This is a genomic window from Agrobacterium tumefaciens (assembly GCF_031801495.1).
Taxonomy (GTDB): Bacteria; Pseudomonadota; Alphaproteobacteria; order Rhizobiales; family Rhizobiaceae; genus Agrobacterium; species Agrobacterium tumefaciens_K.
In genome coordinates this window covers 1,498,334-1,512,062 of record NZ_JAOEGC010000001.1, presented here as the reverse complement: position 1 = coordinate 1,512,062, position 13,729 = coordinate 1,498,334, and the positions used below count along the sequence as shown (strand labels likewise).

At 59.4% G+C, this 13,729-nt stretch carries 11 protein-coding genes; 1 reads left to right on the top strand and 10 read right to left on the bottom strand.

The genetic code is table 11. The annotated features are described in order from the left end of the window. Window positions 1-91: 91 nt before the first annotated feature. From N7578_RS07065 to xylF, 4 genes are all read right to left on the bottom strand, one after another. Window positions 92-883, bottom strand: coding sequence for a metallophosphoesterase family protein (locus N7578_RS07065; protein ID WP_311109568.1), 792 nt, complete (start codon window positions 881-883; stop codon window positions 92-94). Between the two features lie 258 nt (window positions 884-1,141). Then, window positions 1,142-1,924 carry an ATP-binding cassette domain-containing protein gene (locus N7578_RS07060; protein WP_311109567.1) on the bottom strand — a complete coding sequence of 261 codons (783 nt, stop codon included), beginning with the start codon at window positions 1,922-1,924 and terminating at the stop codon, window positions 1,142-1,144. Between the two features lie 19 nt (window positions 1,925-1,943). Next, entirely contained in the window at window positions 1,944-3,257 is a 1,314-nt protein-coding gene (locus tag N7578_RS07055) for a sugar ABC transporter permease (protein ID WP_311109566.1), read from the bottom strand. A 78-nt stretch (window positions 3,258-3,335) separates the two neighbouring features. Beyond that, window positions 3,336-4,376, bottom strand: a complete 1,041-nt coding sequence (gene xylF / locus N7578_RS07050; protein WP_311109565.1) for a D-xylose ABC transporter substrate-binding protein — start codon at window positions 4,374-4,376, stop codon at window positions 3,336-3,338. A gap of 228 nt (window positions 4,377-4,604) precedes the next feature. Here xylF and N7578_RS07045 point away from each other — a divergent pair, with 228 nt between their 5' ends. Continuing rightward, window positions 4,605-5,840 carry an ROK family transcriptional regulator gene (locus tag N7578_RS07045; protein ID WP_311109564.1) on the top strand — a complete coding sequence of 412 codons (1,236 nt, stop codon included), beginning with the start codon at window positions 4,605-4,607 and terminating at the stop codon, window positions 5,838-5,840. A 1-nt stretch (window position 5,841) separates the two neighbouring features. Here N7578_RS07045 and glpD read toward each other — a convergent pair whose 3' ends face one another. From glpD to yghU, 6 genes are all read right to left on the bottom strand, one after another. Beyond that, entirely contained in the window at window positions 5,842-7,365 is a 1,524-nt protein-coding gene (gene glpD / locus N7578_RS07040) for a glycerol-3-phosphate dehydrogenase (protein ID WP_311109563.1), read from the bottom strand. 164 nt (window positions 7,366-7,529) lie between these two features. Then, entirely contained in the window at window positions 7,530-7,958 is a 429-nt protein-coding gene (mce, locus tag N7578_RS07035; RefSeq protein ID WP_311109562.1) for a methylmalonyl-CoA epimerase, read from the bottom strand. 10 nt (window positions 7,959-7,968) lie between these two features. Then, window positions 7,969-10,110, bottom strand: coding sequence for a methylmalonyl-CoA mutase (gene scpA / locus N7578_RS07030; RefSeq protein ID WP_311109561.1), 2,142 nt, complete (start codon window positions 10,108-10,110; stop codon window positions 7,969-7,971). 72 nt (window positions 10,111-10,182) lie between these two features. Beyond that, a complete protein-coding gene (locus N7578_RS07025; RefSeq protein WP_311109560.1) occupies window positions 10,183-12,192 on the bottom strand; it encodes an acetyl/propionyl/methylcrotonyl-CoA carboxylase subunit alpha in 2,010 nt (669 codons plus the stop codon). 51 nt (window positions 12,193-12,243) lie between these two features. Further along, on the bottom strand, window positions 12,244-12,621 hold the full coding sequence (locus N7578_RS07020) for a hypothetical protein (protein WP_311109559.1): 378 nt from the start codon (window positions 12,619-12,621) through the stop codon (window positions 12,244-12,246). Window positions 12,622-12,748: 127 nt separating this feature from the next. Next, window positions 12,749-13,645 (bottom strand): glutathione-dependent disulfide-bond oxidoreductase, encoded by an 897-nt coding sequence (yghU, locus tag N7578_RS07015; protein ID WP_311109558.1) that lies wholly within the window; start codon window positions 13,643-13,645, stop codon window positions 12,749-12,751. Window positions 13,646-13,729: the final 84 nt, after the last annotated feature.

Here is a 13,729-nt window from a genome sequence, read left to right as displayed (position 1 = left end):
TGCTTCGATTTCCTTTACCGAAATCGTTTTGGGAGACTTACTTTACTCCACAATCCTCACACTACCAATCCACCTAAAAGGGCAGGATATATTAAATGAGGAGGACCGGGCCGCTCTCCTTGATCTTCAGCACTGTCAGGCGACCTGTGATGAAAGCTCCCGTATCGATACCGATTCGACCACTTTCAAACCGAGGCGCTTCTATCGGTGTGTGCCCGTGCACCACGGTCACAGGCAACCTTGGGCCCTGAGTTAGAAATGGCTCGCGAATCCACATCAGATCCTCGTCAGATTGCGCATCGAAAGGCACGCCCGGGCGCACGCCGGCATGGACAAACAGATATCGTCCGACACTCAGCGCTATGGGTAAACTGGCAAGAAAATATTCATGCTCGGCGGGAATGGCTTCCGACAAAGCATGTTTCAATTCATGACTTGGGCGTGTTCCTCGATCCGGAAACGTATCCGGATCAATTCCGTAAGAGCGCAAAGTTTCCCGGCCGCCCAGGTCCAGCCACCACAAATTTTTCAAAGGTTCCCGCAAAAAGCCAAGAAATGCGCTCTCGTGATTGCCGCAGAGACAAACACGTTTCACGTTCTCAGGTGTCTTTGCCAGAAGATGAGAGATCACACCGGCGGAATCCGGACCCCGATCTATGTAGTCTCCCAGCATTATGACGAGCCCTCGCCCATTGGTCAGCTGGAGGTCATTCGCAATCTTGCGTTCGGCGTCCAGCAACAGATCGAGACAGCCATGCACGTCGCCGATGGCGTATAAGGAAAATGGGGGTAGCGTCTCACCGAGATTGATCCGACGCCGCCCCGATACCGCGGAGGCCGTGCGGCTCTCCCGAGTCAGCAATTTCCTCAGGATATTCAGCATTACGGGATGGCACTCGCTACTTGCATGTCGGAAACCGATATCGCGTTGATTACGCTTCCCTTTCATACAACAAAAAATGGCAGGGGCATATGATGGGAGCCCTTGCGATTTTGGCCCCCTCATATTTTGCCTCAAGATCAGTTTCTGTTGCCCTGGAGTGCCACTCTTGCAAAACGCCGGCAGCATACCTCACCGGCTGCCATGCTCGTTTTTCTCCCGTCAAATCGCCTTCAAACGCCGCATCGGCTTGAGCCTGCACTAAGCCAAGGTGGCCCCCGGCCCTGGTACGGCACCTGCCGGAACCTTGCCGAGAATGATCATGCCCAGAACCTCATCCTTGGTCACATCCTGCGTGCGGGCATGGCCGACGACCTTGCCGTTCTTCATCACGAAAACCCGGTCGGCCAGATCGAACACGTCATGGATATCGTGGCTGATGAGGAAGATACCGATTCCCTGCCGCTTCAATTCCTTGACGAGATCGCCCACCTGCGCGGTTTCCTGCGGCCCGAGCGCTGCCGTCGGCTCGTCCATGATCAGGATGCGGGCATCGAACAGGATGGCGCGGGCAATCGCAACAGACTGCCGCTGGCCGCCGGACAGCGCTTTCACCGGTTCCTTGAAGCGTCGGAAGTTGGGATTGAGCCGCCCCATGACCTCCCGCGCCGAAGCTTCCATGGCCACATCGTCCAGTGTACCCCATTTCGTTTTCAGCTCGCGGCCGAGGTAAAGGTTGGCGGCAGCATCGACGTTATCGGCGACGGCAAGCGTCTGGTAGATCGTCTCGATGCCATACTTCTTGGCGTCGCGCGGATTGCGGATATCCGCATCCTCGCCGTTGATGAGGATTTCTCCGTTATCCCGCCGGTATGCGCCGGAAAGAATCTTGATGAGCGTCGATTTCCCGGCACCATTATGTCCCAGCAGCGCCACGACTTCTCCGGGGAAAAGATCGACGGAGGCGTTCTCGACCGCATGAATGCCGCCAAAGGAAATGGAAATGTTGCGCATTTCCACGAGGGGAGTGACTTGTTCCACCATATGGGTTTCTCCTCGGTTTTTACTTGGCGCGGGCGCGGTAGATGGTGTCGAGCCAGACGGCAACGACTAGGACCACGCCGACGACGATGCGCTGGAACGGCGTATCGATGCCCACAAGCACCATGCCGGATTGCAGCGACTGCATGACGAGCGCGCCGAGCATCGCGCCCGCAATCGTGCCGACGCCACCAGCCAGCGACGTCCCGCCGATGACCGCCGCGGCGATCGTATAAAGCTCGTCCAGTTCGCCCTGCGCGTTGGTGGCAGCATTGAGGCGAGCCGTCGAGATCGCCGCCGCGATGGCGCACAGAACGCCCATCAGCGTGAAGATCTTGACCGTGACCCAGCGGGTCTTGATACCCGCCAGTTCCGCCGCTTCCGGGTTGCCGCCGATGGCAAACACATAACGCCCGAAGCGCAGACGCGTAGCAATGAAGGTCATCACCGCACCGACAGCCAGAGCCATCAAAACCGGAACGGCGATGCCGTGGGAGATGAACAGTCCCCCCTCTGGCCATGCGATACCGTTCGCATCCGCGTAGTTGCGGGCGATGTTGACCGGCCAGGGATAGCTGTTGACGATGGCGACGAAGCCGACAACGATGAAGCAACCAAGTGCCGCCAGAAAATACTCCGCCCAGACGGGGCGCAATGGAAACCCGAAACGGCGACGCTGGTGCCTGGAATTCAGGATCGCCGCAATAATGGCAAGACACGCGACGATAGCCGCAATCCAGCTCCACGTCGCACCGATGGAACCGCTGGTGCCGCCACCCATCAGGCGGAAGGTCGAATCCATCGGCGCAACCGTGCGGCCGCTGGTGATGAACCATGTGCCGCCGCGCCAGACCAGCAGGCCGCCGAGCGTGACAATGAAGGACGGCACGTTGAGGAAGGCTATGATCGAGCCTTGCAGCATGCCGATGCCGCCACCCACGACAATGCCGACAAGCAACGTGATGATCCATGTAGCGCCATGCTCGAAGCCGAGGATCTGCGGCAGGATTTCCGCCTGCGTCACGCCCATGATCATGCCGGAAAAGCCGAGTATGGAACCGACCGAGAGATCGATGTTGCGGGTCACGATGACCAGCACCATTCCCGTCGCCATGACGGCCACAGAGGCAGTCTGGACGGACAGGTTCCAGAGGTTTCTCGGCGTCAGAAATAGGCCGCCGGACAGGATATGAAATCCTATCCAGATCAGAAGTAGTGCGCCGACCATGCCCAGAAGGCGGGTATCCAGCTCGGTCGCGCTGATGAAGCGCGCAATGGAGCCGGACTTTTCGTGTCTGGAAGGCGTGGTGGAATTGGATTGGGTAATTTCGGCCATGGACTGCCGGTCCTCCTCACGTCTGAAAGGCGCCGCGCCACAGATTGCAGCGCAGCGCCCAGGCTCGGACTTTTATTCTCAGTTGCAGGCTTTGACCGTTCCGGCCTTCACGCCCTGGCAAGCCGTTTCCTTCTTGATCCAGCCCGCATCGATGACAACGTTCAGATTGTCCTTGGTGATGGCAACCGGCTTGAGGAAGACCGATTGCATCTTCACTTTCTCCGGACCGCCATCAAAGGCTGTCACACCCTTGATTTCCGTCATCTTCTTGCCACCGGCCAGTTCAAGCGCGATGCCTGCAGCTTCCTTGCCGAGTTCCCGGCTGTCCTTCCAGACGGAAACCGTCTGCGTGCCGAGCGCAACGCGGTTGAGCGCCGCGAAATCGGCATCCTGACCAGAAACCGGTACGGAGCCGGCAAGACCCTGGGCCGCAAGTGCCGCAATGGCACCGCCCGCCGTTCCGTCATTCGAAGCAACAACGGCGTCGACCTTGTTGTTGTTCTTGGTCAGGAACTGCTCCATGTTTTTCTGGGCATTTTCTGGCTTCCAGCCATCGGTATAGGCTTCGCCGACGTTCTTGATCTTGCCACCGTCAATGGCAGCTTTGAGAACTTCCTGCTGACCGGCGAACAGGAAGTCCGCATTCGGATCGGCGGACGAGCCCTTGATGAAGACATAGTTGCCTTCGGGCTTCACCTTGAACACCTCGGCAGCCTGCAGGCGACCGACTTCCTTGTTGTCGAAGGTGATGTAGAAGGCGCTCGGATTTTCGATCAGGCGGTCGTAACCGACAACCGGAATACCTTCGGCAACAGCCTTCTCGACGGCGGGGCCGATTGCATCGCTATCCTGCGCGAGAATGATGAGCGCATTTGCGCCCTGCGAAATCAGCGACTCGACGTCGGTGAGCTGTTTGGCGGCAGAAGACTGGGCGTCGGCGGAAATGTATTTCGCACCGGCCTTGTCCAATGCGGCCTTGATCGCGGCCTCATCGGTCTTCCAGCGCTCTTCCTGGAAATTCGACCAGGAAACGCCCACGACGAGATCGGCCGCGATTGCAGCCGTATGCAGAGAGACGAGCACGGCTGTACCCGCCAGAAGCTTGGCAAATGAATTCATGATGTCCTCCCGGTAAGGGCGACGCCCGCACCTCCATGCAGGAAAACCGCCCGAAAAATCTGCCGATTGCTGTGATTTCACAATTTTCTCGACAGTCGAGAAAATTAATGTCAGAGATTCCGCAGGCTGTCAACAACCGCTGCGAGCAGCAATCTCACGCTTCACGAAGGCCATGGGAATGCCCGCAGACGCAACGAGAACAGGCCGCTCAGGGAGCAGATCCGGCAGATGTCCGCCATTGCAAGTACCGAACTGGTGCGACAGAAAAACAGCCTTTCGGTGCTGACGGCGCTTCGCCATCACGGCAGTCTGTCACATACCGATATTTCATCCTTCACCGGGCTTGCGTCTGCCACCGTCTCCGCCATCACCAATGATCTTGAGCGCGCCGGCCTCATCCTGCGCAAGGAACAGCAGAATGCCGCCGGCCGTGGGCGGCCGCGCATCCTGTTCGGTCCGCGCGGCGAATTCTGCCATGTCGCCATCGTCATCATCTCGTCCGACAGCGTTCAATATTCCCTCGTGGATTATTCCGGAAAACTGGTGGACCGGTTTTCCGAACAGCGGCGCGTCACCGAGCGCGGAGCGTTCGGACGCGCAATCGTGGCCGGGCTGGACAGGCTGGCAGAACGTTCACGCATTTCCCGGCGCTCCATCCTGCAGATCTCCATAAGCAGCAAGGGACTTGTGGATACAGCGTCTGCGGCACTCAAATGGTCCCCGGTCCTTGGCGACGAGCAGATCGATTTCCAGGCGCTTCTGGGTGAGGATGGTAGCGTCCGCGTGACGCTGAACAACGAAACGTTGCTGGCTGCAAAAGCAATCCGCATGCGGGAACATGCGAATGGCGATGGTGGCCCGGAAGCGCTCGTCGCCTTATCCCTCGGGCATAGTATCGGCCTTGGCATTGCCCGCCGGGCGGGCGATATAGTCGAACTCAGCGCGCCGAACTTCGGTCACATGCTGCATCTTGCCGATGGTGCGCTCTGCCGTTGCGGCACCAGAGGCTGCATTGAAGCCTATAGCGGCTTCTACGCCATCCTTCGCTCGGCCTTCGAAGCGCCGCCGCATGCCGAACCGGCGAAGTTCGTACCCGTTGCCGAGGTGGACAAGATTGCTGCCGCCGCGCGCGCGGGAGGACGCATGGCCCGCCTGGCCTTCCGCACGGCCGGCTTGGCACTGGGCAACGGCCTTTCACGCCTGTTCAGCCTGCACGGCCATATGCCGGTTTTCCTGACAGGCCCGGGAACGCGTTATTTCGATTTACTGGAAAGCGGGCTCAAGGATGGTCTCGCGCAATCGCAGGCCGTCCGGTTTGGCGGCATGCCGAAAATCAGCATCCGTCCAGACGAACCCGCACTGGTGTTCGAGGGCCACATGGACCTCGCCCTGTCAGCCGCGGACGATTACATTCTGACGGCTGATATCCTGCAGAAAGCGGGACGCAACGCCGATTCGGCGTGAATCACGCCATTTCCGGTACACGCAGATAGTCGCTCAGAGCCGCGATCTGCTCCTTGCTCAACCTCAACCCCTGTTTTGTCCGTCTCCAGAGGATGTCGTCTGCGGTGACGGCCCATTCGTGCTCGATGAGCCAGCGCACCTCCACCTCGTACAGCGTGCCGCCGAAGTGGCGGCCCAGCCCCGCACGGCTGGAGACGTTGCCCAGCATGCGGGTGGCGTCCGTGCCGTAATTGCGCACCAGACGCTCCGCATGAACAAGATCGAGGAACGGATGGCGCTGCATCAGCGTCTTGACCTGCCTCTCGTAGCCGTTCGTGGCAAAGTCGCCGCCCGGAAGATGCGAACCCGCCGTCCACGGCTTGCCCTTGACCCCGATCGCCTCGCCGATCTTCTCCAGCGCATGTTCAGACAGCCGACGATAGGTCGTCAGCTTGCCGCCGAACACGTTGAGAAGCGGCGCCTCGCCTGCCGCGCTCTCGACCTTCAGCACGTAATCACGCGTCGCTTCCTGCGCCTTCGAAGCGCCGTCGTCGAACAGCGGACGCACGCCCGAATAGGTCCAGACGATATCCGCCTCGCTCACCGGCTCGGCAAAATACTCGCTCGCCGCATTGCACAGATAGGCCGTCTCTTCCGCACTGATGCGCACGCTCGCCGGATCGCCGTCATAATCCCGATCGGTCGTGCCGATCAGGGTAAAATCCCGCTCATAGGGAATGGCGAAGATGATACGCCCATCCGGGTTCTGGAAGAAATAGGCGCGTGGATCGGCAAACTTCTTCTTCACGATGATATGACTGCCCTGCACGAGCCGCACATTGTGCACGTTGTTGCGACCGAACACGCCTGACAGCACCGTATCCACCCACGGACCCGACGCATTGACCAGCATGCGGGCCGTATGAACGCCCGTCTGCCCGGTCTTGCCGTCCAGTGTCTCGATGCGCCACAGGCCGTTCTCGCGCCGCGCCGAGACGACACGGGTGCGGTTGAGGATCGTCGCGCCACGGTTTTGCGCGTCGCGGGCGTTCAGGACCACGAAACGGGCGTCATCCACCCAGCCGTCGGAATATTCGAACGCCGTGGCGAACACCGGCTTCAGCGGCTTGCCGGCCGGGTCGCGGCGCAGGTCCAGCGTCTTCGTCGCGGGCAACAGCTTGCGACCGCCGAGATTGTCATAGAGGAACAGGCCAAGCCGGATCAGCCAGGCCGGGCGCACACCGCCCTTCTGGAACGGCAGCACGAAACGCATCGGCCAGATGATGTGCGGTGCCATGGCCCACAAAATCTCGCGCTCCATCAGCGCCTCGCGCACCAGCCTGAATTCGTAATGTTCCAGATAACGCAGACCGCCATGGATCAGCTTCGTCGCAGCCGAAGACGTGCCGGACGCAAAATCACCCTTTTCCGCCAGCGCAACCGTATAACCGCGGCCAACTGCATCGCGAGCAATCCCGCAACCGTTCACACCGCCGCCAATCACGAAAAGGTCGTATGGGAGATCATATGTTTTTTCGCCAGACATGCTGCATCCACGCCAATGCCGGACTCTGCGTTACCGGCGGTTGAAAGACAGCAATCATAAAAACGAAAACGAAACGAATGTCAAAAGAAAGAAAACGAACTTTTGATTCGAGATGGCATGCCTTGTGAGTGATTTTCAGGCGCGGCTCTTATGGCAATTGTGTTTCAGCCATGTGTCGGCGATTGTGCTGGCCTGACCTCCTCGAGTTCATACAGCACGCCGTTCATATCCTTCGGATGCAGGAAAAGGACCGGGTTGCCATGAGCGCCGATCTTTGGCGCGCCATCGCCGAGAATCCGGATGCCTTTTTGAACAAGATCGTCACGCGCCGCCAGAATATCCGCCACCTCGAAACAGAGATGATGCATGCCGCCCGCCGGATTTTTGGCGAGGAAGGCGGCTATGGGGGAGTTTTCCCCCAGCGGATGCAAAAGCTCGACCTTGGTATTGTCCGCCTGAATGAACACGACGGTGACGCCATGCTCCGGCAGCGATTGCGGCTCCGATACCCCTGCCCCGAGCGCCCTGTAATGCGCGACGGAGGCATCGAGATCCGGCACCGCGATGGCGATGTGATTCAGCTTTCCAAACATCGTGGTTTCCTTACGCGTTGCGGCGGATGCCTTCGAGAAGATCGAGCACCTTGTTGGCGGCATCCATGACGTTCGTGCCCGGCCCGAAGATGGCGGAAACGCCGTGGTCGAGCAGGAACTGATAATCCTGACGCGGAATTACCCCACCCGCCACGACGATGATATCCCGTGCGCCCTTGGCTTTAAGCGCTTCGACAAGCTGGGGCGCCAGCGTCTTGTGGCCTGCCGCCAGCGACGACATGCCGACAACATGCACCTTGTTCCTGACGGCAAGGTCGGCAGCCTCGTCCGGCGTCTGGAACAGAGGTCCGGCAATCACATCGAAACCGATATCACCGAAGGCCGATGCGATGACCTTCGCACCACGATCATGTCCGTCCTGCCCGAGCTTGGCGACCATGATGCGCGGTTTGGTGCCGACCTTTTCGGCCACGCCAGAAAGGCGGGCAGCGAGCGTCGCAAGTTCCGGCTCGTCCTTGTAGGCTTCGCCGTAGATATCGCTCACCACCTCCGGCACGGCGGCATGGTCGCCAAAGGCGGAACGCAGCGCATCTGAGATTTCACCCACCGTGGCGCGGGCTCGGGCGGCTACAACCGCCGCTTCGAGAATATTGCCCTTGCCCGTGCGTGCGACCTCCGCAAGCGCAGCCAGCGCCTGCTCCACGTCGCTTTTGCTGCGGCGGCGTCTCACATCCTCGATACGGCGGATCTGCGCGGCGCGAACGGCGGCGTTGTCGATATCCAGCACCTCGATCTCGTCTTCCGTTTCCAGCCGGTAACGGTTGACGCCGACGATGACCTCTTCGCCCTTGTCCACCGCGGCCTGACGGCGCGTTGCCGCTTCCTCGATCAGCCGCTTCGGCAACCCGTCGGCCACGGCCTTCGTCATGCCGCCGAGCGCTTCGACTTCATCGATCAACGCCCAGGCCTTCTCGGCCAGCTCATCGGTCAGGCTTTCGACGTAATAGGAACCGGCTAGCGGATCGACAACCTTGGTGACGCCGGTTTCATGTTGGAGGATCAGCTGCGTGTTGCGGGCGATGCGGGCGGAAAACTCCGTCGGAAGAGCAATCGCCTCATCGAAGGAGTTGGTGTGCAACGACTGCGTGCCGCCGAGCACCGCAGACATCGCCTCGAAGGCGGTGCGGACAATATTGTTGTAGGGGTCCTGCTCCTGAAGCGAAACGCCCGATGTCTGGCAATGGGTGCGCAGCATCAGCGACGATGCCTTCTGCGGTTTGAATTCCTCCATGATGCGCGACCAGAGCAGGCGCGCTGCACGCAGCTTGGCGGCTTCCATGAAGAAGTTCATGCCGATGGCGAAAAAGAACGACAGACGACCGGCGAAATCATCGACATTCAGCCCTTTGGCAAGAGCGGCGCGCACATATTCGCGGCCATCCGCCAGCGTGAAGGCCAGTTCCTGCACCAGCGTCGCGCCCGCCTCCTGCATGTGATAGCCGGAGATGGAGATGGAGTTGAACTTCGGCATCTCCTTCGCCGTATATTCGATGATATCGGCAATGATGCGCATCGACGGTTCGGGCGGATAGATATAAGTGTTGCGGACCATGAACTCCTTGAGAATATCGTTCTGAATGGTACCCGAAAGGGCTGCACGCGAAACACCCTGCTCCTCGCCCGCAACGATAAAATTGGCCAGAACCGGAATGACCGCGCCGTTCATGGTCATCGACACCGAAACCTTTTCGAGCGGAATGCCGTCGAACAGGATTTTCATGTCCTCAACGCTGTCTATTGCGACACCCGCCTTGCCGACATCGCCTTCCACGCGCGGGTGGTCGCTGTCGTAACCGCGATGGGTGGCAAGGTCGAAGGCGACCGAAACGCCCTGCTGACCGGCCGCCAGCGCCTTGCGGTAGAAGGCATTGGACGCCTCTGCCGTCGAAAACCCGGCATATTGGCGGATCGTCCAGGGTCGTCCGGCATACATGGTGGCGCGGGGTCCACGCACGAAGGGCGAAAAACCGGGGAGGCTGTCGAGATGGGAAAGGTCTGCGATATCATCTGCAGCATAAACCGGCTTGATATCGATACCTTCAGGTGTGTGCCAGACAAGTTCCTCCGGCGCACGTTTCAGTTCCTTTTCGGCGAGAAGCTGCCAGTCGTTACGCTTCTTTTCGTCAGACATGCATCTCTTCCCTTCTGCCGTGTCATACCCGAGGGAACAATCCCCCTTGCACCAATCCGTTCCAGCCGTGCTTTATTCGAACTCCAGAATGACCTCATCCACGGCCAGACTATCGCCCGGTTTGGCCGCGACCTTCGAAACACGCCCGCGCTTTTCGGCGCGCAGGATGTTTTCCATCTTCATGGCCTCGACGGTCGCCAGCGCCTGACCGGCCTCCACCTCGTCGCCTTCCTTGACGGCAACACCGGTAACGACACCCGGCATGGGGCAAAGCAGCAGTTTGGACGTATCCGGCGGCAGCTTTTCTGGCATCAGAAGCGCCAGTTCAGCAACGCGGGGGCTGCGGACGCGGCAAAGTCCGTCAATTCCTTTCTGGCGAAGACGTATGGCAGAGCCGGAAAGATCGACCTTAACCGCCAGAACCTCACCGTCTACGGTGAACAGCCCGAGCGTGCGGCCTGGAAGCCAGCCGGTATCGACCGTCAGCGCAGCGTCATCCTCGAAGCGGACAGCCATGCCTTCCGCATTGGTTTTGACACTGACCCTATGATGAGACGACGTGCCGAGCGAGACGATCCAGTCCCTGCCGACGATGCGGCGGTGGTTGCCTATGGTGCCGGAAATCTCCACGGCGCGGTTTTGAACGCGCTGGTGGATCACGGCGGCAATGGCGGCCAGTTGCCGTGTCGTCTGCTCGTCCGGCGTCACCCCGGAAAAACCGTCCGGAAACTCCTCAGCAATGAAGCCGGTCGTCAGCCGCCCCTCACGAAAACGCTCATGCTGCATGACGGCTGACAGAAACGGCAGATTGTGACCGATGCCCTCCACCTCGAACCGATCCAGCGCATCCGCGATCGCATCGACGGCAGTGACCCGATCCTTGCCCCAGGTGCACAGTTTGGCGATCATCGGATCATAATACATCGAGATTTCGCCGCCTTCGAAAACGCCAGTGTCATTGCGCACGATGGTGCCGTTTTCCTGGGTGCCTTCCTTCGGCGGGCGGTAGCGCGTCAACCTGCCGATCGACGGCAGGAAGTTGCGATAGGGATCTTCGGCATAAAGTCGGCTCTCGACGGCCCAGCCGTTCAGCTTCACATCCTGCTGGCCGAAGGAAAGCTTTTCGCCCGATGCCACGCGGATCATCTGCTCGACCAGATCAATGCCGGTCACGAGTTCGGTCACGGGATGCTCCACCTGAAGGCGGGTATTCATTTCAAGGAAGTAAAACTTATTGGCCTTGCCATCGACGATGAATTCCACCGTACCGGCGGAGTGATAACCGACCGATTTCGCCAGCGCCACGGCCTGTTCGCCCATGGCCTTGCGTGTCGCCTCATCGAGAAACGGAGACGGCGCTTCCTCGATGACCTTCTGATTGCGGCGCTGGATGGAGCACTCTCGCTCGCCGAGGTAAAGCACGGTGCCGTGCCTGTCGCCCAGCACCTGAATTTCGATATGACGCGGCTCCGTCACGAATTTTTCGATGAAGATGCGGTCGTCACCGAAGGAGGATTTCGCCTCGTTTTTCGAGGACTGGAAACCTTCCCGCGCTTCCTGATCATTCCAGGCGATGCGCATGCCCTTGCCGCCGCCACCGGCGGACGCCTTGATCATCACCGGATAGCCGATTTCCCCGGCGATCTTCACCGCCTCGTCGGCGTCAGCGATCAGGCCCATATGGCCGGGAACAGTGGACACGCCCGCTTCCGCAGCCAGCTTCTTGGAGGTGATCTTGTCGCCCATTGCCTGAATGGCGCCGACCGGCGGACCGATGAAGGTCACGCCCGCCTTTTCCAGCGCCTCGGCAAACGCCGCGTTTTCGGACAGGAACCCATAGCCCGGATGCACGGCATCCGCACCGGTTTTCCTGATGGCATCGAGGATCTTGTCGATGACGATATAGGACTGGTTCGAAGGCGCGGGACCGATATGCACCGCCTCATCCGCCATTTTTACATGCAGCGCATTGGCATCGGCATCCGAGTAAACGGCAACCGTCGCAATACCGAGCTTCTTCGCCGTTCTGATGACCCGGCAGGCGATTTCACCACGATTGGCGATGAGGATTTTCTGGATCATGCGCCGTCGCCTCCCGCAACGTCATTTTCAATCAATGTCTGAGAGACGCTCTCAAATCTCGAAAAAATTCTCGAATGATTCCGGGAAATTCTGCCGTGCGACGCGCTCGTCGATGACCAGCATCGCCTGATAGGAAACCGGATCGAAGTTCTTTTCCGCAGGCACGACCTCGCGGCCGAACAGCAAGTTGAGGCGGGCGGCATCGAGGTTTCCGCGTTCGAAAGGCTCCGGCCCGAAGTGGTGCCAGAGCGAGTGCAGGAAGGCGGCATCGATACGGTGCTCCTTGGTGTCGTTTCGCGCCCTCCGGGGGATCATCTTGATGGGTGTCACGCCTTTCGGATTGGCGCGGCGGATGGTGAACTGAACACCTGTGCTCGGCATGCCGGATGGAAATCCCCGGTGTTTGGTCATTTCGGGCAGGTTCGCCATCATCGTTTCCTTTTCTCGTCTTCTGGAGCGTGTCGCGATCTTCCAGATTCGCGACACGCTTTCAGTTTTGTCTATCGCATGTCGTTATCGCAAAATCGCGGCATACATTTGCGCGACATGCCTCAAATCATGCCTTGCTGATCTTGTCCTGCGTCTTTGTGTCGAAGTCGGAGGCATCATGGCGTTCATGCAGCTGTTCGGACGGGTCGCCCGACGTCTTGTTGACCATCGAACCGCGCTTTACCGCAGGGCGTTCGCCGATTTCCAGCGTCCAGCGCATCAGGTTCTTATAACCGTCCGCCTCGAGGAAAGCGCCCGCATCACCGTAAGCCTGACCGAGCGCGATCTTGCCGTACCACGGCCATGTGGCCATGTCGGCAATGGTATATTCGGAGCCTGCCAGATACCGGTTTTCAGCCAAGTGGCGATCCAGCACGTCGAGCTGGCGCTTCACTTCCATGGCGTAACGGTCGATGGCGTATTTGATCTTGATCGGCGCATAGGCGTAAAAATGCCCGAAACCGCCACCGAGGAAGGGCGCAGAGCCCATCTGCCAGAACAGCCAGTTCAGCGCCTGCGTGCGGGCATTGCCCTCTTTCGGCAGAAACGCGCCAAACTTTTCCGCGAGATAAACGAGGATCGATCCGCTTTCGAACACGCGGGTCGGCTCGGGCGTGGAATGGTCCATCAGTGCCGGGATCTTCGAGTTCGGATTGACGCCAACGAAACCGGAACCGAATTGGTCCCCATCGCCGATCTTGATGAGCCAGGCGTCGTATTCCGCACCTTCTTGACCAGCCGCCAGAAGCTCTTCCAGCATGATGCTGACCTTCTGGCCATTCGGCGTCGCCAGCGAATAAAGCTGCAACGGATGTTTGCCGACAGGCAATTCCTTTTCATGCGTGGGACCGGCGATGGGGCGATTGATATTGGCGAAAGCGCCGCCATTACCCTTGTCCCAGGTCCAGACCTTCGGCACCACGTAACCGGCTGGGAAATTATCTTCTGGGGAGTTCTCGGCCATAAAATCTGTCCTTGTGCTTCTGAAAGACCGCGCCGGATCACACCGGACGCCTCAACATCACTATAGTAAGGTTGCCGAAGCTTT

What these genes read in the sequence shown, in the direction of transcription:
- N7578_RS07055 (WP_311109566.1), bottom strand. Translation starts at nt 3,257, where the DNA reads ATGGCCGAAATTACCCAATCCAATTCCACCACGCCTTCCAGACACGAA.
- mce (WP_311109562.1), bottom strand. Translation starts at nt 7,958, where the DNA reads ATGTTTGGAAAGCTGAATCACATCGCCATCGCGGTGCCGGATCTCGAT.
- N7578_RS07025 (WP_311109560.1), bottom strand. Translation starts at nt 12,192, where the DNA reads ATGATCCAGAAAATCCTCATCGCCAATCGTGGTGAAATCGCCTGCCGG.
- N7578_RS07020 (WP_311109559.1), bottom strand. Translation starts at nt 12,621, where the DNA reads ATGGCGAACCTGCCCGAAATGACCAAACACCGGGGATTTCCATCCGGC.
- N7578_RS07060 (WP_311109567.1), bottom strand. Translation starts at nt 1,924, where the DNA reads ATGGTGGAACAAGTCACTCCCCTCGTGGAAATGCGCAACATTTCCATT.
- scpA (WP_311109561.1), bottom strand. Translation starts at nt 10,110, where the DNA reads ATGTCTGACGAAAAGAAGCGTAACGACTGGCAGCTTCTCGCCGAAAAG.
- xylF (WP_311109565.1), bottom strand. Translation starts at nt 4,376, where the DNA reads ATGAATTCATTTGCCAAGCTTCTGGCGGGTACAGCCGTGCTCGTCTCT.
- glpD (WP_311109563.1), bottom strand. Translation starts at nt 7,365, where the DNA reads ATGTCTGGCGAAAAAACATATGATCTCCCATACGACCTTTTCGTGATT.
- yghU (WP_311109558.1), bottom strand. Translation starts at nt 13,645, where the DNA reads ATGGCCGAGAACTCCCCAGAAGATAATTTCCCAGCCGGTTACGTGGTG.
- N7578_RS07065 (WP_311109568.1), bottom strand. Translation starts at nt 883, where the DNA reads ATGCTGAATATCCTGAGGAAATTGCTGACTCGGGAGAGCCGCACGGCC.
- N7578_RS07045 (WP_311109564.1), top strand. Translation starts at nt 4,605, where the DNA reads ATGTCCGCCATTGCAAGTACCGAACTGGTGCGACAGAAAAACAGCCTT.